The 19,322-nt window shown below is 69.4% G+C and carries 19 protein-coding genes; 11 read left to right on the top strand and 8 right to left on the bottom strand.

The features are described from left to right. The first annotated feature begins 32 nt into the window (after positions 1-32). The 5 genes from ACIQWX_RS12320 (at position 33) to ACIQWX_RS12300 (ending at position 5,534) form a co-directional block, all read left to right on the top strand. On the top strand, positions 33-896 hold the full coding sequence (locus ACIQWX_RS12320) for a helix-turn-helix domain-containing protein (protein WP_400868653.1): 864 nt from the start codon (positions 33-35) through the stop codon (positions 894-896). 50 nt (positions 897-946) lie between these two features. Then, positions 947-2,623 carry a PstS family phosphate ABC transporter substrate-binding protein gene (locus tag ACIQWX_RS12315; protein WP_400868651.1) on the top strand — a complete coding sequence of 559 codons (1,677 nt, stop codon included), beginning with the start codon at positions 947-949 and terminating at the stop codon, positions 2,621-2,623. Positions 2,624-2,663: 40 nt separating this feature from the next. Then, positions 2,664-4,196 (top strand): ATP-dependent DNA ligase, encoded by a 1,533-nt coding sequence (locus ACIQWX_RS12310; RefSeq protein WP_400868650.1) that lies wholly within the window; start codon positions 2,664-2,666, stop codon positions 4,194-4,196. Positions 4,197-4,356: 160 nt separating this feature from the next. Beyond that, complete coding sequence (locus tag ACIQWX_RS12305; protein WP_400868648.1) at positions 4,357-4,797, top strand: hypothetical protein; 441 nt, start codon at positions 4,357-4,359, stop codon at positions 4,795-4,797. A gap of 116 nt (positions 4,798-4,913) precedes the next feature. Then, positions 4,914-5,534 carry a Pr6Pr family membrane protein gene (locus ACIQWX_RS12300; protein ID WP_400868646.1) on the top strand — a complete coding sequence of 207 codons (621 nt, stop codon included), beginning with the start codon at positions 4,914-4,916 and terminating at the stop codon, positions 5,532-5,534. Here the strand turns inward: ACIQWX_RS12300 and ACIQWX_RS12295 are convergent. Further along, positions 5,506-6,714 carry an NADH:flavin oxidoreductase/NADH oxidase family protein gene (locus ACIQWX_RS12295; protein WP_400868644.1) on the bottom strand — a complete coding sequence of 403 codons (1,209 nt, stop codon included), beginning with the start codon at positions 6,712-6,714 and terminating at the stop codon, positions 5,506-5,508. The genes ACIQWX_RS12300 and ACIQWX_RS12295 overlap by 29 nt on opposite strands. Before the next feature lie 97 nt (positions 6,715-6,811). On the opposite strand from ACIQWX_RS12295, the gene ACIQWX_RS12290 reads away from it, so the two are divergent. Next, positions 6,812-7,435: an MBL fold metallo-hydrolase gene (locus ACIQWX_RS12290; protein ID WP_400868642.1), complete on the top strand. Its 624-nt coding sequence runs from the start codon at positions 6,812-6,814 to the stop codon at positions 7,433-7,435. A gap of 33 nt (positions 7,436-7,468) precedes the next feature. On the opposite strand, the gene ACIQWX_RS12285 is transcribed toward ACIQWX_RS12290, so the two are convergent. Both ACIQWX_RS12285 and ACIQWX_RS12280 read right to left on the bottom strand, forming a co-directional pair. Then, a complete protein-coding gene (locus tag ACIQWX_RS12285) occupies positions 7,469-7,984 on the bottom strand; it encodes a hypothetical protein (protein WP_400868640.1) in 516 nt (171 codons plus the stop codon). Next, positions 7,978-8,445, bottom strand: a complete 468-nt coding sequence (locus ACIQWX_RS12280; protein WP_400868638.1) for a DUF309 domain-containing protein — start codon at positions 8,443-8,445, stop codon at positions 7,978-7,980. The genes ACIQWX_RS12285 and ACIQWX_RS12280 overlap by 7 nt, the downstream gene beginning before the upstream one ends. A gap of 44 nt (positions 8,446-8,489) precedes the next feature. Between ACIQWX_RS12280 and ACIQWX_RS12275 the strand changes: the two genes are divergently transcribed. Continuing rightward, positions 8,490-9,929, top strand: a complete 1,440-nt coding sequence (locus ACIQWX_RS12275; protein WP_400868636.1) for a GuaB1 family IMP dehydrogenase-related protein — start codon at positions 8,490-8,492, stop codon at positions 9,927-9,929. Positions 9,930-9,969: 40 nt separating this feature from the next. On the opposite strand, the gene ACIQWX_RS12270 is transcribed toward ACIQWX_RS12275, so the two are convergent. Then, the gene (locus tag ACIQWX_RS12270) at positions 9,970-11,262 is read right to left on the bottom strand and encodes a PhoH family protein (protein ID WP_400868634.1); all 1,293 of its coding nucleotides are present in this window, start codon (positions 11,260-11,262) and stop codon (positions 9,970-9,972) included. A gap of 234 nt (positions 11,263-11,496) precedes the next feature. On the opposite strand from ACIQWX_RS12270, the gene ACIQWX_RS12265 reads away from it, so the two are divergent. Further along, complete coding sequence (locus ACIQWX_RS12265; RefSeq protein WP_400868632.1) at positions 11,497-11,781, top strand: hypothetical protein; 285 nt, start codon at positions 11,497-11,499, stop codon at positions 11,779-11,781. 204 nt (positions 11,782-11,985) lie between these two features. Further along, positions 11,986-12,234: a hypothetical protein gene (locus ACIQWX_RS12260; protein ID WP_086683841.1), complete on the top strand. Its 249-nt coding sequence runs from the start codon at positions 11,986-11,988 to the stop codon at positions 12,232-12,234. Between the two features lie 60 nt (positions 12,235-12,294). On the opposite strand, the gene ACIQWX_RS12255 is transcribed toward ACIQWX_RS12260, so the two are convergent. Continuing rightward, complete coding sequence (locus tag ACIQWX_RS12255) at positions 12,295-13,071, bottom strand: isoprenyl transferase (protein WP_400868629.1); 777 nt, start codon at positions 13,069-13,071, stop codon at positions 12,295-12,297. A gap of 113 nt (positions 13,072-13,184) precedes the next feature. Here ACIQWX_RS12255 and ACIQWX_RS12250 point away from each other — a divergent pair, with 113 nt between their 5' ends. Continuing rightward, positions 13,185-13,826, top strand: a complete 642-nt coding sequence (locus tag ACIQWX_RS12250) for a hemolysin III family protein (RefSeq protein WP_400869564.1) — start codon at positions 13,185-13,187, stop codon at positions 13,824-13,826. A 302-nt stretch (positions 13,827-14,128) separates the two neighbouring features. On the opposite strand, the gene ACIQWX_RS12245 is transcribed toward ACIQWX_RS12250, so the two are convergent. Further along, positions 14,129-14,602, bottom strand: coding sequence for a carboxymuconolactone decarboxylase family protein (locus ACIQWX_RS12245; RefSeq protein WP_400868627.1), 474 nt, complete (start codon positions 14,600-14,602; stop codon positions 14,129-14,131). Between the two features lie 294 nt (positions 14,603-14,896). Here ACIQWX_RS12245 and ACIQWX_RS12240 point away from each other — a divergent pair, with 294 nt between their 5' ends. Beyond that, positions 14,897-15,688 carry a DUF2382 domain-containing protein gene (locus ACIQWX_RS12240; protein WP_400868625.1) on the top strand — a complete coding sequence of 264 codons (792 nt, stop codon included), beginning with the start codon at positions 14,897-14,899 and terminating at the stop codon, positions 15,686-15,688. A gap of 46 nt (positions 15,689-15,734) precedes the next feature. On the opposite strand, the gene ACIQWX_RS12235 is transcribed toward ACIQWX_RS12240, so the two are convergent. Both ACIQWX_RS12235 and ACIQWX_RS12230 read right to left on the bottom strand, forming a co-directional pair. Then, on the bottom strand, positions 15,735-17,624 hold the full coding sequence (locus tag ACIQWX_RS12235; RefSeq protein WP_400868623.1) for an acyl-CoA dehydrogenase: 1,890 nt from the start codon (positions 17,622-17,624) through the stop codon (positions 15,735-15,737). A gap of 80 nt (positions 17,625-17,704) precedes the next feature. Further along, the gene (locus tag ACIQWX_RS12230; RefSeq protein WP_400868621.1) at positions 17,705-19,069 is read right to left on the bottom strand and encodes a glycoside hydrolase family 28 protein; all 1,365 of its coding nucleotides are present in this window, start codon (positions 19,067-19,069) and stop codon (positions 17,705-17,707) included. Between the last annotated feature and the right edge of the window lie 253 nt (positions 19,070-19,322).

The following is a 19,322-nucleotide window of genomic DNA, read 5'->3' as shown; positions in this document are numbered from 1 at the left end:
TCTGCCAGTACCAGGCGGGGGATACTGGGGGCATGAGTGACGCAGCCGAGCTGGGCGCCTTCCTGAAGGCGCGCCGCGCCGCCCTGGACCCCGCCGACCTGGGCCTGCCGCCCGGGATCACGCAGCGGCGGGTCAAGGGCCTGCGCCGCGAAGAGCTGGCGCAGCTGTCCGGCATCAGCGTCGACTACTACACGCGGCTCGAGCAGGGCCGCGCGAAGAACGTCTCGGACGCGGTCCTCGACGCGCTGGCCCGCGCGCTGCGCCTCAACGCCGGCGAGGAGTCCTACCTGCGCAACCTCGCCGCGCCGAAGCGCCGGGACGAGCGCGCGCCGCAACGGGTCCGGCCCGAGCTGCAGCAGCTGCTCGACGCCATCCAGGCGCCCGCCTTCGTCTTCGGGCGGTACCTGGACGTGCTGGCGTGGAACGCTCTCGGCGGCGCGGTCGCGTTCGCCTTCGCCGACCTCGAAGAACGCAACATGCCGAAGCTGATCTTCACCGACGAACGTGCGAAGGACCTGCACCCGGAGTACGACGCCGTGTGCCGCGAGCTCGTCGCGAACCTGCGCGCGGAAAGCGGGCGGCACCCCGGCGACCCGCGGTTCACGCAGCTGATCGGCGAGCTTTCGCTGGCCAGCGAGCAGTTCCGGAAGCTGTGGGCCGAGCATGCCGTGCTGGAGAAGGCACAGGGGTGGAAGGTGCTGATGAACCCCGTCGTCGGCGAGCTGCGGCTGCGCTACGAGACGCTGCGGCTGCCCCAGGACCCCGACCAGGGCATGGTCGTCTACCACGCCGAACCGGGGTCGGAGACCGAACGCGCACTCGGCCTGCTGGCCAGCTGGATCGCCGCCGATGAACGGCCGGTGAACACTCGGTCGTCGCAACCCCACGCCGGGTGAGGCCTGCCTAGGCTGCTTGACCTGGGGATCCGGGGGTTAGGAGCAGCACGGTGGGTGTCGGCGCGACCATGCAGTCCCTCGCCGAAATCCTGAGCTCGGACTCCGGCAGCCTCGTCCTGGGCATCGCCGCGCTGGTCGCGATCGCCGCGCCGTTCATCGACCGCTACTTCATCCGGCGGCGGCGGATGACGTTCCGCGTCCTCTACAACTCGAAGATCGGCCTCTCCCCGATCGACCTGCACGACGGCGAAAACGGCTCCGCGCAGGCGGCCCCGCAGCTGGAACAGGTCGCGCGGCTGCTCGACCGGATGAGCATCGTCGTCATCCGCGTCCACAACACCGGCGGGTTCGACATCGCGCCGGGCGACTTCGAAATCCCGCTGTCGTTCACCTTCGGCAGCCGGATCGTCTGGGACGCGCGCGTGTCCGACGCGACCGACGACGGCCTGCGCCAGCACGTCCGCGACGGCCTCGAGTTCTTCACGCGCGACACCCCGCAACGGCCGGTCGAAGGCGTGAAGCTGTCCCGCGTGCGCGCGCTGCTGCCGAAGCGGTTCGCCGGGCTCACCGCTGAGGCACCGCCCGAAGCGCCGGAGTGGCACGGCGTCCGGTTCGCGCGGCTTTCGCTGAAGCGCAAGGAGAAGTTCAAGCTGGTCGTCGTGCTGCGCGAGTCCGACGGCCACGACGGCGAGATCAGCAAGGAGATCGACCACCACGCGCGGCTCGCCGCCGGCCGGATCAAGGACGACCGCAAGCAGCGCCGGTTCGGCTGGCCGGTCATCACGACGGCGGTCGGCGTGCTGCTGACCGGCGCGCTGCTGGCGACGCTGCTCGTCTCGTGGTCGCGGCCAAGCGAATCCGCGCAGTGCGCCACCGGGAAGCTGTCGGTCGAGGGGTCGAGCGCGTTCGTGCCGATCATCGGCAGCATCGCCGCCGAGTACCACGGCCAGTGCGACGGCGCGGCCATCACGACCCGCGCGACCGGCAGCGTCACCGGCGTCCGCGCACTCGCCCCGGTCGACGCGGCGGGCAAGGACGAGCTGGCGGTGCTCTCCGACGGGCGGTCCGGCGAAGCGGGCGCCGACCTGGAGGCGAAGGCCGTCGCGGTGGTCGTGTACAGCCTGGTCGTCAACCGCGCGGCCGGCGTCGACAAGCTGACGACCCAGCAGGTCAAGGACATCTTCAGCGGCCGCGTGCGCAACTGGGACCAGCTGCGGCCGGGCCCGTCGGTGCCGATCGGGATCGTCGGGCGCGGGCAGGAGTCGGGCACGCGCAAGACGTTCGAGCAGAAGGTGCTCGGCGGCGCGGAGGACCGGCTGACGTCGGACTCGTGCCGCAAGCCGGAGCGCGACCCGGCCGCCGCGACCACGCGCTGCGAGCGCGGCACGACCGCCGAGGTGCTCACCGAGGTCGCCGGGGTGCCGGGCGCGATCGGGTACGCCGACGTCCCGGCGGCCAAGGCAGCGGCCGCTCGCGACCAGCAGGTGACGATCGTGCAGCTCGACGGCCACTACCCCGACGTCACGACCGTCGACGCCGGGTACCGGTTCTGGACCGTCGAGTACCTGTACACGAAGGGCGTGCCGTCGAACGGGAGCGTGCTGAAGCTGTTCCTCGACTACCTGGCGAGCCCGACCGCGCGGGCCGAGCTGCAGGACGCCGGGTACACGCCCTGCGTCGCCAAGGACGGGCTGCTCGACCCCCTCTGCACCAGGCCGGACATCTAGACGTTCTGAAATTGTCGGTGGTCCGGGTCATGATGTCCGGGTGTTGCTGAGCGAGTTGGTCCGGGCGTCCGCCGAGCTGGCGGCAACGAGGTCCAGGAAGGCGAAGATCGCCCTCCTGGCCGAAGTGCTGCGCGCCGCCGAGGTCGGCGAGCTGCCCGTGGTGATCGCGTACCTGACCGGGCAGACGGCGCAGGACCGGCTGGGTGCGGGCTGGCGCACCCTGGCCGGGCTGGGCGCCGGTTCGGTGCCGGACCCCGTCGTCACGGTGGCCGAGGTGGACACCGCGCTCACCGCGGCGGCCGGCGTCGCGGCGGGTACGGGCTCCGCGACGCGGCGGCAGGAGGTCCTGCGCGCGTTGTTCGAGCGGCTCACGAAGGACGAGCAGCAGTTCCTGTTCCGGCTGGTCACCGGGGAGCTGCGGCAGGGGGCGCTGGAAGGCGTGATGGTCGACGCCGTCGCGGCGGCGGCCGAGGTGCCCGCCGAGGACGTGCGGCGGGCGTTCATGCTGTCCGGGAAGCTGGGCGTCACCGGGGTCGCGGCGATGACCGGCGGCCAGGCGGCGCTGGCGGAGTTCCGGCTCACGCTGGGCACGCCGATCAAGCCGATGCTGGCGTCGCCGGCGGAGTCGCTCGACGAGGCCGTGGCCGAGCACGCCGAGGCGATCGTCGAGTACAAGATGGACGGTGCGCGGATCCAGGTGCACCGCCAGGGCGACGAGGTGCACGTCTGGACGCGGACGCTGCGCGAGATCACCGGGAGCGTCCAGGAGCTGGTCGAACTCGTGCGGGCGCTGCCGTGCGAGTCGGTGGTGCTGGACGGCGAGACCCTGGCGCTGACCGACGCGGGACGGCCGCGGCCGTTCCAGGACACGATGAGCCGGTTCGGCAGCACGCGCGAGGAGCAGGTCAAGGCGCTGCTGCTGCGGCCGTACTTCTTCGACTGCCTGCACCTCGACGGCGTTGACCTGCTGGACGCACCGCTGTCCGAACGCAACGCGGCGCTGCGCAAGGTCGCCGGGGCGCACGTGATCCCCGGCGAGGTGGGCGTTTCGGGGGCGGCCGCGGTGCTGGAGGCGGCGATGGAGGCCGGGCACGAAGGGGTGATGGTCAAGGACCTGGCGTCGCCGTACGCGGCGGGGCGGCGCGGGCGGGCGTGGCTGAAAGTCAAGCCGGTGCACACGATCGACCTCGTGGTGCTCGCGGCGGAGTGGGGGCACGGCCGGCGCACGGGCAAGCTGTCCAACCTGCACCTGGGCGCCCGCGATCCGGACGGCGGCCCGCCGATCATGGTGGGCAAGACGTTCAAGGGCATGACCGACGAGCTGCTGGCGTGGCAGACGAGGACGTTCCAGGAGATCGAGACCCACCGCGACGACTGGACGGTGTACGTCCGGCCGGAGGTGGTGGTCGAGATCGAGCTGGACAGCGCCCAGGTTTCGACGCGCTACCCGGGCGGGCTCGCGTTGCGGTTCGCGCGGGTCGTCCGCTACCGCCCGGACAAGGACCCGGCGGAGGCGGACACGATCGACACGGTCCGCGGCCTGCTGCACGGCGACCGTTCGGAAGGGAGCTGAAAGCGCTTCGCTGGCAATTAACCGGAAACGGCGCAGTTCGGTTTGTTCGACGCGTGATCATGTCGAGAATTTTCCCCACAGAACGGCGGGCGCGTCGCCGCTACGATGCTGCTCCTCGGAAGCCCCGCTCACCTCCCCGAGCGGTCATGGAGGAGTACAAGTGGCAAGCAAGGAACAGATGAAAGCGGCGATCCACGCCGCTTTCGACGCGGCCGTCGCCGACGGGACGAGCTACACGAAGGTGTACGCCGCGGAAATCAAGCAAAAGAACTTCATCGTTTTCCGCACGACCACCGTCAGCAATTTCGCGGTGGGTTTCCGGCCGGGCCAGACCGACCTCGTCGTCGTCCCGCTCGACGAAAAGAACGGCACGATCACTGCGGGCACCCCGCTGACGATCACGGACGCGAACCGGGCCTCGGTCAAGAAGCGCGACCTGCAGGGCCGCTTCGTCATCAAGACAACGGACGGCCAGACCTTCCGGCTGAGCATCATCCCCTCCGTGCCGAAGCTGCTCGCCGCCAGCTACCAGCTGCCGGTTGACCAGAAAGAGGAGTACGAGGCGTTCACCACCCTCCGGGACGCCCTCACCGCGGCTTGAGTTCTTTCGGGTGCCCCGGTGCCGCCTGGCACCGGGGCACCGCCGCCGGACTTGGCCGAGCCACCCCGGTCGAGCGATACCGGGCCGGCCGTCCACTGTGGAGTTAAGCTCCGCGGATGCGCAGCGAGATGCTCACCCGCGCCTGGTTCGCGGTCACCGCCGTGGTCGCGCTGGCCGGGCTCGTCAGTCAGGTCGTCGCCACCGCGAGCGACCCGGGCGGCCGGGTCGCGAACCTGCTCTCCTTCTTCACCATCGACTCGAACCTGCTCGTCGCCGTCACCTCGGCACTGGTCGCGTTCGGACGAGCCCGCGGCAAGTTGTTCACCGTGCTCATGCTGGACGCGCTCGTCGGCATCATCGTGACCGGCATCGTCTACCAGGTCGCCCTCGCCGGCCTGTACGAGCTGCACGGCCTCTCGCTCTTCTCCGACACCATGCTGCACAAGGTGACGCCGATCCTGTTCGTGCTCGGCTGGCTCCTCGCCGCGCCGCGGGGCGTGCTGACCTGGCCGGCCGTCGGGTGGTCGCTGCTCTACCCGCTCGCCTGGCTCGCCTTCACCCTGCCGCGCGGCGCGCTCACCGGCTTCTACCCCTACCCGTTCGTCGACGCCGGCGCGCTCGGCTACGGCCAGGTCGCGCTCAACTGCGTCTTCATCGGGCTGTTCTTCACCGCGCTCGCCGCCGGCGCGTTCCTCTACGACCGCCGGCTCACGCCCGCACCCGGCGGAACGCGTTGAGCCCGTCGCTCAGCCCGGCCTGGACCAGCGTCGGCAGCGCGCCGCGGCGGTCGACCGGCTTGCCCGCCGCGATCCGGTGCATCTGGCGGGTGTGCCACTGGATCTCCAGCAGGCTGTCGGCCAGCCGGACGCCGGTCTTCGGGCAGCGCCGTTCCGCGCGGACGTCTTCACCGTCGAGCAGCCGCGCCGGCAATCCCGGGTCGACGATCAACGGCCGTCCCAGCCCGACGACGTCCAGCGCGCCCGAGCGCAGGGCCTCCTCCATCCCGTCACGGGTCGCGAAGCCGCCGGTGACCATCAACGCCACGTCGGACACCGAACGCGCCTTCGCCGCGTAGTCCAGGAAGTACGCTTCGCGCGCCTGCGTGCTCGCGCGGCCGGAGCCCATCATCGCGGCCTTCTCGTACGTGCCACCGGACACTTCCAGCAGGTCGACGCCGGTTTCGCCGAGCTCGCGCACGACCTCCAGGGACTCCTCCTCGGTGAAGCCGCCGCGCTGGAAGTCGGCGCTGTTCAGCTTCACCGCCACCGGGACGTCGTTGCCCACGGCCGACCGCACCCGCCGCACCACCTCCAGCAGGAACCGTCGCCGGCGCACCGCGTCGCCGCCCCAGGCGTCCGTGCGCAGGTTCGTCAGCGGCGAGAGGAACTGGGACACGAGGTAGCCGTGGGCGCCGTGGATCTGGACGCCGTGGAAGCCCGCGTCGACGAACGTCCGTGCCGCGACGGCGAAGCGTTCGACGATCGCTTCGATCTCTTCACCGGTCAGCGCGCGCGGAGCGGCGAAGGCGGTGCGGATGCCGCGGTTGCCGAAGGGCACGGCGGACGGCGCCACCGGCTCGCGCGAGAGGTACCGCGGGCTCTGGCGGCCAGGATGGTTGAGCTGGACCCACAGCCGCGTATCGGTGCCCTCGACCGCGCGGGCCCAGGCGCGGAAGCCGGCCGGGTCCGCGGTCGCCGTAACGTTGCGCGGCTCGCCGAGCGCGGCCGGGTCGACCATGACGTTGCCCGTGACCAGCGTCCCGGCGCCGCCGCGGGCCCAGGTGCGGTACAGCTCGTGCAGCTCGCGCGTCGGGGCGTTGCGCCGGTCGCCGAGTTGCTCGCTCAGTGCCGACTTGGCCAGGCGGTTCGGCAGCACGGCGCCGCAGCGCAGCTTCAGCGGTTCGGCCAGGAGCGTCATCGCGTCACATCTCGAACTTACTCGAAGTAAGGTGCCGCGACGGTAGCATACCGACGGTATGTCATCTACCCGTCGAATGACCGTTAGGGTCGCCCCCATGACGGCGATCGTGCAGAACCTGGTGACGTCCGGAACCTTCCAGCTCGACGGCGGAAGCTGGGACGTCGACAACAACGTGTGGATCCTGGGCGACGACACGACGGTGATCGTGATCGACGCGGCCCACGACGCGAAGGCGATCGAAAACGTCGTCGGCGACCGCAAACTGGCCGCGATCGTCTGCACCCACGCGCACAACGACCACGTCAACGCCGCCCCGGAACTCGCGGAGGCCACCGGCGCGCCGATCCTGCTGCACCCGGACGACCGCGTCCTCTGGGACCAGACCCACCCGGACCGCGCGCCGGACGGCGAGCTGAAGGACGGCCAGACGATCACGATCGCGGGCACGGCGCTGAAGGTGATCCACACCCCGGGGCACGCGCCGGGTGCGGTGTGCCTGTACGCGGAGAAGCTGGGTGTGGTGTTCACGGGCGACACGCTGTTCCACGGCGGCCCGGGCGCCACCGGACGGTCCTATTCGGACTACCCGACGATCGTGAAGTCCATCCGCGAGAAGCTGTTCACGCTGCCCGAGGCGACGAAGGTCCACACGGGCCACGGCGAAGGCACCACACTGGGCGCGGAGAAGACGGCGTCCAGCGGCTGGGACGCGGCTTAGGAAAAAGGCGGCACTTTCACGTGAAAGTGCCGCTCAGGAGGTGTGCTTCCGGGCGACGAGGGCGAACTCCTCGATCGCCCGGTCGAACGCGGCACTGGCTTCCCGGACCGGCACGGGCAGGAACCTCCGGTCGAACTTCCCGTCGGTGTCGAGTTCCCACCGGGTGTGGTGGAGTTCCATCTCCTTCTTGCGGAGCAGGTTCGCCTGCTCGACCAGCTCGTCCGGCCCGCTCATCACGAGCAGCCCGTAGAACGCGCGCATGTCCGTGCGGGCCGTGTAGTAGGCGTCGTCGAACTCGATCTCGCGCTGCGCGTCGGTCTCGAGTTCCTCGGCGAGCTCCCGGCGGCGGTGGATCACGTTGATGTCGATGATGTGCTTGCGCGCCCGCGTCGCGGCCTCGATCAGGCCGGCGCAGCGGTCGGCGCGGTCCTGCCGCAGCTTCGCGCGCCGGGCCGCATTGAGCTTCAGCGGTTCGAGCAGCGCGCCCAGCGTCACGCCGACCAGCGACGCGACCGCGGCGATGCCCGCGGCCCCGACCGCCGTCAGCACGTCAGCCGGGGCGCGCTCGGCGAAACCCGCACCCGCTGCTTCGCCTCTTCGGCCAGCGAGCGCGCCCATTGCTGCAACCCCGCGACGTCGATCCCGTGCGGCGGCTCGCTCCGGAACGGCTCGATGTTCGCCGCCCCGCGTTCCAGCAGCGACACCGCGCCCACGTTGTTGCCGCGCGCCGCGTGTGTCAGCCCGACCGCCAGCTGGGCCAAACCGCGCCACAGCTCGCGGGAAGGATCGTCCGTGGTCTTCCACGCGTCCTCGAAGACCTCGTGCGCGTGGAACGGCTTGCCGTCGTCCAGCAGGCGCTGGGCCTCCGCAAGCGTTTGCGCCGGGGTTCTCTCGATGCCTTCGGGCTGGCGCTCGACACCGTCGGCGCCGTACGGCAGCGGGCGGCCGAGACCGTCTCGCGGCCGTGCGTTGCGTGCGCGTCCTTCGGTGTCCCGGTCGCGGCGGCTCATGCCACCAGATCCTGCCACGGGCCCGCCGGGTAGTCTGGTGACTCGTGCGTTTCCTCGACGGCCACCGGCCCGCCCACGACCTGACCTACGACGACGTGTTCCTGCTGCCGAACCGTTCGGACGTGGAGTCCCGCTTCGACGTCGACCTCGCCACCGCGGACGGCACCGGCGCCACCATCCCGATCGTCGTCGCCAACATGACCGCGGTCGCCGGACGGCGGATGGCCGAGACCGTCGCCCGCCGCGGTGGGCTCGTCGTGCTACCCCAAGACGTCGACACCGAAGCCGTCGCGGAGATCGTCGGCTGGGTGAAGAGCCGGCACACCGTGTGGGACACCCCGCTGGTGCTGACCGGCGGTGACGCCGTCGCCGACGCGCTCAACCTGGTTCACAAGCGCGCTCACGGTGCCGTCGTGGTCGTCGACGGCGAAGGCCGCCCGGTCGGCATCGTCGACGAAGCGGCCTGCGCGGGCGTCGACCGCTTCGCGCGCCTCGCCGACGTCGCGCAGCCCGCGACCGTCGCGGTGCCGCTGACCACGCCGTCGCGCGAGGTCTTCGAACTCCTGACCAGCCACGGCGCGAGCCTGGCGCTGGGCCTGGACGCCGAGGGCCGCCTCGCGGGCGTGCTGACCGCCGTCGGCGCGCTGCGCGCGGACATCTACACCCCGGCCGTCGACGACGCGGGCAAGCTGCGCGTCGCGGCCGCGATCGGCGTCAACGGCGATGTCGCGGCGAAGGCCGAAGCCGTCTTGAACTCGGGCGTCGACGTGCTGGTCGTCGACACCGCGCACGGCCACCAGGAGAAGATGATCGCCGCGCTGAAGGCCGTCCGGTCGGTGTCGCCGCAGGTCCCGGTGGTCGCCGGGAACGTCGTCACCGCCGAGGGCACGCGCGACCTGATCCAGGCCGGCGCCGACGTCGTCAAGGTCGGTGTCGGGCCGGGCGCGATGTGCACGACCCGGATGATGACCGGCGTGGGCCGCCCGCAGTTCTCCGCGGTCGCCGACTGCGCGGCCGCCGCGCGCGAGCTGGGCAAGCACGTCTGGGCCGACGGCGGGGTCCGCCACCCGCGGGACGTCGCGCTGGCGCTGGCCGCGGGTGCGTCCGCTGCGATGGTCGGCTCGTGGTTTGCCGGGACGTACGAATCGCCCGGTGACCTGCGGTTCGACGAGCAGGGCCGGCCGTACAAGGAGTCGTTCGGGATGGCGTCGAAGCGCGCGGTGGGCGCGCGGACGCGGACGGACAACGTCTTCGACCGCGCCCGCAAGGCGCTGTTCGAGGAGGGCATCTCGTCGTCGCGGATGGCGCTCGACCCGCAGCGCCCGGGCGTCGAGGACCTGCTGGACTCGATCGGCTCCGGCGTCCGTTCTTCTTGCACCTACGCGGGCGCGCGCACCCTGGAGGAGTTCCACGAGCGCGCGCTGCTGGGCGTCCAGTCGGCAGCGGGATTCGCCGAGGGCCGCCCGCTCCCCTCGGGCTGGTGACGAGCCGGGAGCGGCGCTCGCACGCCGCTCCCGGAGTCCGTCAGCCGTGGTCCTCCAGCATCTCGGTGACCAGGGCGGCGATCGGCGAACGCTCCGAGCGCGTCAGGGTCACGTGCGCGAACAGCGGGTGGCCCTTCAGCTTCTCGATCACCGCCGAGACGCCGTCGTGGCGGCCGACGCGCAGGTTGTCGCGCTGGGCGACGTCGTGCGTGAGCACCACCCGCGACGCCGTGCCGAGCCGCGAAAGCACCGTGAGCAGGACGTTCCGTTCCAGTGACTGCGCCTCGTCGACGATGACGAACGTGTCGTGCAGCGAGCGGCCGCGGATGTGGGTCAGCGGGAGCACCTCGAGCATGCCGCGGTCGAAGACCTCGTCGAGGACCTCCTGGCTGACCAGCGCGCCGAGGGTGTCGAACACCGCCTGCGCCCACGGCTGCATCTTCTCGCTCTCGGACCCGGGCAGGTAGCCGAGGTCCTGGCCGCCGACCGCGTAGACCGGCCGGAACACCACGACCTTGCGGTGCTGACGGCGTTCCATCACCGCCTCGAGGCCGGCGCAGAGGGCGAGCGCCGACTTGCCGGTGCCGGCCCGGCCGCCCAGCGACACGATGCCGACGTCGGAGTCGAGCAGCAGGTCGAGCGCGACGCGCTGCTCGGCGCTGCGGCCGTGCAGGCCGAACGCTTCGCGGTCGCCCCGCACCAGCCGGATGCGCTTGTCCGCCGTGATCCGCCCCAGTGCGCTGGAGCTGCCCGCGAGCAGCCGCAGCCCGGTGTGGCAGGGCAGCTCGGCGAGCTCGTCCATGCCCCACTCGACGGGGTCGACGGTGCTGCCGCCGAACAGCGCGTCCAGCACTTCCTGCTGGACGTCGACGTCCGCCATGCCGGTCCAGCCGGACGGCGTCACCTCCTGCGCGCGGTACTCGTCCGCCTCGAGACCGACGGCCCCGGCCTTGACCCGCAGCGGGATGTCCTTCGTCACCAGCGTGACCGCCGCGTTCTCCGCCGCCAGGTTGAGCGCACAGGCGAGGATGCGGTGGTCGTTGGAGTCGGTCCGGAACCCGGACGGGAGCACCGACGGGTCCGAGTGGTTCAGCTCCACCTGCAGCGTGCCGCCGTGGTCCCCGATGGGGAGCGGCGCGTCGAGCCTGCCGTACTGCCGGCGCAGGTCGTCGAGCATGCGCAGGGATTCCCTGGCGAACCAGCCGAGCTCCGGGTGGTGGCGCTTCGCCTCCAGTTCACTGATGACGACCAGCGGAAGCACGACAGCGTGCTCGGCGAACCGAGTGACCGCCCAGGGGTCCGACAGGAGGACCGACGTGTCGAGCACGTACATGTGCTGCTGGGATTCGGGCGAGGTCGAGGCTTTCTCCGGGCCAGGAACGGCACCGGTCGAAGAGCGGCCAGAGGCCTTACGGGGCAAACGCTGCGCAGTCACGACGGCATCTCCCTCGAGGGCGTGTGCACCTCACGCCCGCACTCGCTGGGCCGGGCACCTCCCTGGCTGGACCACTCCTCCTGACCGGTGGGTCAGGCGGCGCGGCCACGAGGGCCGGGTGCCGGCCCCCTCGTGCGTCTCGTGGGCGGCTGCGCCGCCCCCTCGATCACCGTCACGACCAGGGCCTCCCGCGAGGACCCGCACGGAACGCGTGCCCTCACCTCGGAAGGTACCTACGAATGCCGGATCGCGCAGGGAGCCAACACGGTGATTCGCCAGATCGTCACCTCACTGTCGGTCGCCCGACATCGACGCCTCGTGACCGTGACCCTGCGTCATCAACCGCTCGATCGATGCACACCCGCCGGAATGATCTTGACCGAATTACTGACCCGTCGTATTCACAAGATCGGCTGACGGCCTTTTACCACGTTCGGTTGCGTGGCGCATTTCGCGCTGCCAAGAGTGAACCGGTCCGGGTGAAAGCGCCTGCTACCGGCTCACACAATGGGCGTACATGCCGGACGAAACGTCTGATCGACAGGTAATTTTCTCACTGCGGGACACACCACCGGACCCCCGGTGCCCCATTCCCAACAGTTCTACCTAGGAGTGTGCGAAGTGCTGAAGAAGGCTGGTTTCGTCGCGGCCACCGCTGCGGGCCTCATGATGATCGGCAGCACCGCGTTCGCCGCGACGGGCGACACGACGGGCACCCCGGACCCGACGTTCGGCGATGCCTACGCCACGTTCATCGAGGGCGGCGGCGCTCTGGGCTACGGTGCGGCCTCCCTGGTCGCGGGTGCCTACACGGGCATCGCCACCACCCCGGCGCTGATCCTCCACTCGCTGGAGCACCACCACCACTGAGTGTGGCCGCCGAAGGGCCCCGGAGTCCGCTCCGGGGCCCTTCGGCGTTTCGGCGAAGCGTCAGGAACCGAAGCGGCGGTGGCGCCAGGCGTAGTCGCGCATCGCGCGCAGGAAGTCGACGCGGCGGAATGCCGGCCAATACGCTTCGGTGAACCAGAATTCCGAATGCGCGGACTGCCAGAGCAGAAAACCGGAAAGCCGTTGTTCACCCGAAGTTCGGATGATGAGGTCCGGATCCGGCTGCCCGGACGTGTAGAGGTGCTCCGAGATGTGGTCGACGTCGAGGATCTTCGCGAGTTCCTGGATCGTGCGGCCCTCGTCGGCGTGCTGGAGCAGCAGCTTGCGCACGGCGTCCGCGATTTCCTGGCGCCCGCCGTAACCGACCGCGACGTTGACCTCCATCCCGGTCCGCCCCTCGGTGCGCGCGGCGGCTTCGCTGAGTCGCTTGGCGACGTCGCTGGGTAACAGGTCGAGCGCGCCGACGATCCGCAGCTGCCAGGTCTTGCCGGGCGCGGAAAGCTCGTCGGTGACGCCGGTGATGATCTTCAGCAGCGGCGTGAGCTCGTCCGGGTCGCGGTTGAGGTTGTCGGTCGAGAGCAGCCACATGGTGACGACCTCGACTTCGGCCTCCTGACACCAGCTCAGGAAGTCCGCGATCTTCTTCGCGCCGGCGCGGTGGCCGTCCGAAACGTCCGTGAAGCCCGCTTCACGGGCCCAACGGCGGTTGCCGTCGAGCATGATGGCGATGTGCCGGGGATGCCGGCCGGCGGCCTGCTGGATGAGGCGCCGGCCGTAGACGCTGTAGACGACGTCGGACAAGAAGGAACGCACGCTCACGTCGAGGAAGCCTACGCACTCGGTGTGAGGCGCGTGACTTGACCGCTGCCGGGGAACCTACGGTCCCGTAACCTGGAGTGGTGAGCCTGACGACGGAACCACCCGAGCCCGTTGTGGACCTCCGCCCTCGGCTGCGGGGCCACATCCACTTTTGGACGTTCTTCGGCGCTTTGGCCGCGGTGGGGGCGCTGGTCAGTTTGGCCGCCACCACTGTGTCGCCTTTGGCCGCTTTGTCCACTTCGGTCTATGGGCTGACGATTCTAGGACTCTTCGGGGTCAGTGCTCTGTACCACCGGCGGTTTTGGGGTCCTCGGGCTTACAAGTGGATGAAGCGTGCTGACCACTCGATGATTTTTCTCTTCATCGCGGGGACTTATACGCCGTTTACTCTTTTGGCTATGTCTCAGCCTACGGGGTACGTGATCCTTTCGATCGTTTGGGGTGGGGCCGTTCTTGGGGTTGGGCTCAAGATGCTTTGGCCTCATGCTCCGCGGTGGGTTGGGGTTCCGATCTACATCGCTTTGGGTTGGGTTGCGGTTTTCGTCTTCCCTGAGTTGTTGGCTCACGCTGGGGTTGCGGCGCTGGTTTTGCTTTGTGTGGGCGGGTTGTTCTATACGGTTGGTGCTGTTTTTTATGCCGTCAAGTGGCCTAACCATTTTCCGGATACCTTTGGGTATCATGAATACTTTCACGTCTGTACTGTTTTGGCGGCTGCTTCGCATTACATTGCCATTTGGTTGGCGATGTACGCGTAGGTTGGCATGCCCCTTCATCCCGATCTCTTTATTGTGACTACGGCCGGCAGTACCGCGTCAAGACGGGAAAGCGTGTCTTGACCCGGTGCTGCCGGCCGTGTTCTGGCTTGGGATCGGGATGCAGGGGCGGGTCTGGATGCTGGGTGCTTGCTTTCCGCTGCCGACTGTCTGTTCGGCTGCTGGCTCCCGCACTTTTCGCTGTCGGGTGCCGGCCTGCTCGCTGGCCCCCGCCTTTTGCCGTGTCGGGTGCCGGTTGGCTGCTGGCTCCCGCGCTTGCTCTGTCGGCTGCCTGTTTTCCTTTGTCAGCCGAACATTCCCGGCTGGTACTCACCCGCCGGGTTGCGGGCGATCACGTTCAGCCTGTTCCACGTGTTGATCTCGGCCACCAAGCACACCAGTGCGCCGATCTGCTCCTCGTCGTAGTGCTTTTGCACCTGCTCCCACGTCTCGTCGCTCACCCCCGCGTGGTTGTCCGCCAGGCGCGTTCCCTCCTCCGCCAGCGCCAGGGCCGCTCGCTCGGCCTCCGTGAACACCACCGCTTCGCGCCAGGCCGCCACCATTGCCAGGCGGACCGCCGTTTCTCCTGCCGCCGCCGCGTCCTTCGTGTGCATGTCCAGGCACATTCCGCAGCCGTTGATCTGGCTTGCCCGGATCTTCACCAGCTCCTGCGTCGCCTTCGGGAGCGAGGACTCCTCGATCGGGCGGGATGCTGCGATCAGGCGCTTGAAGAACTTGCTCGTGACCTCGTTCTCGAACATGTTGAAGCGGGGTTCCATGACCGTTTCCCTTCGTCGGTGTCACACCCTTGACGAGGTGCGCGACGGCCTTGTGACAGCGGGGGAAGTGGCGCCGGTCACATCCACACCTTCGCGTCATCACCCACCTTCCCGATCACCGCTTACACACCCCTTCCGACCTGGTGAAACCTGGCGGATCTTGCCAGTGGACACGGGTCTCAAACCACCACTTTCCGGGGTCACCCACGGGAACACCACGACGGTTGCCGTGATCACCCGCGCGTCCCACGGTGGCTTCTACAGACACCGACGCGCGAAAGGAGCAGCACCGCGATGGCCAAGACCATGCAGCCCCAGGAGCTCATCGACAGTGCCGTGGTCGACCCGGCCGGGAACAAGCTCGGGAAGGTCGGCAACGTCTACCTCGCCGACGCCACGCACCAGCCGGAGTGGATCACCGTCAAGACCGGCCTCTTCGGCACCAAGGAGAGCTTCGTCCCCCTCTCCGGCGCGCACACCGACAAGGACGGCGTGCACGTCCAGGTCGACAAGGACGCCGTTTCGGATGCGCCGCGCATCGATGCCGATGGGCACCTCTCGCCCGAGGAAAGCACCCAGCTCTACCAGCACTACGGGCTGCCGATGCCGCGTACCTCGGCGGACGGCCGGATGGGTGACCGGACGCAGGGCCGGGATCCCGCCATGGGCGGCCGCGGCCGGGCCGGGATGGACGCCGGGACCCGGGGGAAGTCCGACAAGAACGAGATGACGCGGTCCGAGGAACGGCTGAACGTCGGCACCGAACAGGTCGAGACCGGGCACGTCCGGCTGCGCAAGTACGTCGTCACCGAAGAGCAGCAGGTCACCGTCCCCGTGCGGCACGAAGAGGTGCGCATCGAACGCGAGCCGATCAAGGACGGGCAGCGCGGGGCCGACATCGGTGAGGCCGAACAGGACGTCGTCCTGCACGCCGAGAAACCCGTGGTGAGCAAGGAGAGCGTGCCGGTCGAACGGGCTCGGCTGCGCAAGGAGACCGTGACCGACGAGCAGACCGTCTCCGGCAAGGTCCGCAAGGAACAGTTCGAAGTGACCGACGACGAGGGCAAGAAGCACCGCCGGTCCTGACGAACGCGCGGGGGTGGCCGGTTCCCGACACCGGCCACCCCCGTCGTCATGCCCGCAGCATCGGCGCCGCCAGGAACTGCTCGGGGATGGCAAACGCGTCCACCAGCGCCCGCGCGTGGGGACGCAGCTGGGCGCACAAGCTGTTCACCGCCGCCGTCACGGCCTTGCCGCGCGACGCCGTCAAGCGGCCGTGGCCCAGGAACCAGGCCAAATCCTCCTCTATCGCCGATAGGGCGTAGAGGTCACACACCCTCTCTAGCAGTGATCGGGCGTCCGGATCCTCGCAACGCTCGACCGCCGCGGCGAACGCCTCCAGCACCAGGCGCTCCATGTGCACGCGGCCCGCGCGCAGCACGTGGTCCTGCGCCGCGTTGAACACCCCGAACGGGTCCTCGGCCGCCTTGCGCAGGCGCTTCGCCACTCCTTCGACCACGTGCTCCTCGCGGTCTTCGAACAGCTTCAGCTGCCACTCGCGGCGGAAGAACACGTCCGCGTCGGACCCTTCGGTGAGCGACTCGAGCGCCTTGCGCACCGAAGTCCGCTCCAGCAACGTGTTGACCACCTGGTCGGTGAAGAACCGGGCCGTGGCCAGCGGCGAAAGGTCCTGGAAGTCCTGCTTGTAGCTGGTCAGCAGGCCCTTCGCGACCAGCTGCAGCAGCACCGTGTTGTCGCCTTCGAACGTCGTGAACACGTCCGTGTCGGCCTTCAGGCCCGGGAGGATGTTCTCCGCGAGGTAACCCGCGCCGCCGCACGCCTCGCGTGCCGCCTGGATCGTCGCCGTCGCGTGCCACGTGTTCAGCGCCTTCAGGCCGGCCGCGCGCGACTCCAGCTCGCGCTGCTCCTCCTCCGGTGCCGACGAGTCGATGTCGTGCAGCTTCGACACCAGCTCTTCCTGCGCGAAGTGCAACGCGTACGTCTTCGCCAGCGCCGGCAGCAGCTTCCGCTGGTGGCCGAGGTAGTCGAGGATGACGACCTCGTCGCCGTCCGGCGTCAGGAACTGACGACGTTGCTCGCCGTAGCGGATCGCCAGGGCCAGCGCGCGCTTCGTCGCGCTCCCCGCGCTGCCGCCGACGCTCACCCGGCCGCGGATCAGCGTCCCCAGCATCGTGAAGAACCGGCGGCTGTCGCTTTCGATCGGGCTCGAGTACGTCCCGTCCTCGGCGACGTCGCCGAAGCGGTTCAGCAGCGCTTCGCGGGGCACCCGGACGTTGTCGAAGCTCAACCGTCCGTTGTCGACGCCGTTCAGGCCGGCCTTCGGACCGCAGTCCTCGATGGACACTCCCGGCATCGGCGCGCCCGACTCGTCCCGGATCGGCACCATGAACGCGTGCACGCCCCGGGACTCCCCGCCGGTGACCAGCTGCGCGAACACCACCGCCATCCGCCCGTCGCGGGCCGCGTTGCCGATGTATTCCTTCTGCGCCATCGCATCCGGTGTGTGGACGACGAACCCGCCGTCGGTGAAGGTCGCCGTGGTGCGCAGGTGCTGGACGTCGGAACCGTGGCCGTGCTCGGTCATCGCGAAGCAGCCGAGCAGGCGGAGGTCCATGATCTCGCGCAGGTACCGCGCGTGGTGGCGCTCGGTGCCGAGCAGCTGGACGGCGCCGCCGAACAGTCCCCATTGGACACCGGCCTTGACCATCAGCGACAGGTCGCCGTAGCCGAGCAGCTCGAACGACGTCACCGAGCCGCCGACGTCGCCACCACCGCCGTACGCCGGGTCGAAACCCAGGCCGGGCCGATCGGTTTCGGCGAGCGCGCGCAGCTGGTCGAGCACCTGGGCGCGGTGCGCTTCGACGCCGAGGTCCACCGGGTCCCGGAACTCGGCGCCGGCCATCTGCGCGCGGACCCCACGGCGCAGCTCGGCCCAGCGGCCGTCGAGGACGGTGGTCAGCGCGTCCGGATCGACCTTCGATGGCACTTCGGGAACGTCCACGGCTACCTCCGGAAAGGACTGACGGCAGGCTTCCTACTCGTTGGTAGCAAGCCTGCCGCAAGCGCGCCGATCGCGCAGGTTCAGATCGGCTCGCCGTTCACCGTCACATCGCTGAACTTGGGGTTGTCCACGTACTTCAGCGTGTTCGAGGTGTCGGACACTCCCTCAAACGTGGAGTTCACCACGGTGAACCCGTGCACGTGCGCGTTCGGCAGCCCGCTGACGTCGAACGTCTTGCCTGCGATCTTCGTGCTCGAACAGTTGCCGATCGTGAACGGCCCGAAGGACGGGACGTGGTCGCCGGCCTGGCTGTTGTAGGTCGACGTCACGAACACGAAGTTCCGCGCGAAGGTGCCCGAAACGCTGTCGAGGTTGATGTTCTCCGAGAACCCGCCACGCAGCGTGTTCGACTTCACGTAGAGCGCAAACTTCGTGTCACCCTTCACGGTGAGCCGGTACGCGTAGACGTTGCGGATCCCGCCGGTCTGCTCGCTGCCGCAGGTGATCGCGCCCCAGTTGCCGTTCATCACGCAGTTCACGACGACGAGGTTCTGGCACGGGACGTTCACCCGCCGCCCGTCGGCGTCGCGGCCGGACTTGATCGCGATGTTGTCGTCGTGCGCGCCGAGGGTGCAGTTCGCGACGACGACGTGGTCGCACGACTCGGGGTCGCAGCCGTCGGTGTTGGAGTGAGCGGTGCTGGGGTCGGTGCTGACGCCGTCGACGGTGACGTTGCGGCACAGCGTCGGGTGCAGCTGCCAGAACATGGAGTTCTTCAGCGTGACGCCTTGGATCAGCACGTTCTCGCAGGCGTACGGCTCGACGAACGCCGAACGCATGGTGTGCCCGGAGCCGGGTACGACCCGCTTCTCCGGCGGGATTCCCTTGGCCACCAGCGTTTCCAGGTACGCGCGGTCGCTGCCCTTGTTCCACGACGACGTGGCGGCGGCGTCGAGGGTGCCGCTGCCGGTGAGGCCGATGTTCTTCTGCCCGTTGGCGTAGATCATCGGCGACCGGTTGACGCATTCGATGCCTTCGTACCGCGTCAGCACGTTCGGGAACTTCGAGGCGTCGCCGCCGAACTTGAGCACCGCACCCTTTTCCAGGTGCAGGTCGACGTTGCTCTTGAGGTGGATCGCGCCGGTGAAGAAGGTGCCGCCGGGAACGACCACGTGGCCGCCGCCGGCCGCGGCGCAGGCGTCGATCGCCTTCTTGATCGCCGCGGTGTTGTCGGTCCTGCCGTCGTTCTTCGCGCCGTAACCGGTGATCGGGAAGCTCCGGTCCGGGAACGCGGGGATCGTGGTGGCCGCGACGATGTCGTTCGCGGCCGGCCACGGGAGGGTGGGAACGTCGACGCGGTACCGGCGCTCGATCGGGATCGCGGGGACGAGGGAAACCGCCAGAGTGCCCTTGATCAGCTGCCGCCGGGTGAACCTGCCGTCCATGGACGCCTTCCTTCACGGGAAAGACCAGGTGCGACGGCGGAACCACGGCACGGACCGTGGGCACGACGAACTTTAGGGGGTGACTCGGCCGCGGGTCCAGCCTGCGCGGCCGGCGCGAGCTGCGAGGACCAAGACTCGTCGTGAGTGAGAAACAGTGTTCTAACCCTGTTTCTCACTCACCAACCGGGGGCTATCCCCGGGGGGGCCCGTGGGACCCCGGGCGTCGCCCCTGGGCAGAGCGAGCCGCCCCACG

Origin of the sequence: Amycolatopsis sp. NPDC098790 (assembly GCF_044759945.1) — a bacterium.
In the GTDB taxonomy this organism is placed as follows: Bacteria; Actinomycetota; Actinomycetes; order Mycobacteriales; family Pseudonocardiaceae; genus Amycolatopsis.
Note: the sequence above shows the minus strand (reverse complement) of the source record. Positions and strands in the feature narration are given on the sequence as shown.

Coding starts and splice junctions, on each gene's coding strand:
- ACIQWX_RS12320 (WP_400868653.1), top strand. CDS start 33: ATGAGTGACGCAGCCGAGCTGGGCGCCTTCCTGAAGGCGCGCCGCGCC.
- ACIQWX_RS12300 (WP_400868646.1), top strand. CDS start 4,914: ATGCGCAGCGAGATGCTCACCCGCGCCTGGTTCGCGGTCACCGCCGTG.
- ACIQWX_RS12295 (WP_400868644.1), bottom strand. CDS start 6,714: ATGACGCTCCTGGCCGAACCGCTGAAGCTGCGCTGCGGCGCCGTGCTG.
- ACIQWX_RS12290 (WP_400868642.1), top strand. CDS start 6,812: ATGACGGCGATCGTGCAGAACCTGGTGACGTCCGGAACCTTCCAGCTC.
- ACIQWX_RS12280 (WP_400868638.1), bottom strand. CDS start 8,445: ATGAGCCGCCGCGACCGGGACACCGAAGGACGCGCACGCAACGCACGG.
- ACIQWX_RS12270 (WP_400868634.1), bottom strand. CDS start 11,262: ATGTACGTGCTCGACACGTCGGTCCTCCTGTCGGACCCCTGGGCGGTC.
- ACIQWX_RS12245 (WP_400868627.1), bottom strand. CDS start 14,602: ATGGAACCCCGCTTCAACATGTTCGAGAACGAGGTCACGAGCAAGTTC.
- ACIQWX_RS12240 (WP_400868625.1), top strand. CDS start 14,897: ATGGCCAAGACCATGCAGCCCCAGGAGCTCATCGACAGTGCCGTGGTC.
- ACIQWX_RS12230 (WP_400868621.1), bottom strand. CDS start 19,069: ATGGACGGCAGGTTCACCCGGCGGCAGCTGATCAAGGGCACTCTGGCG.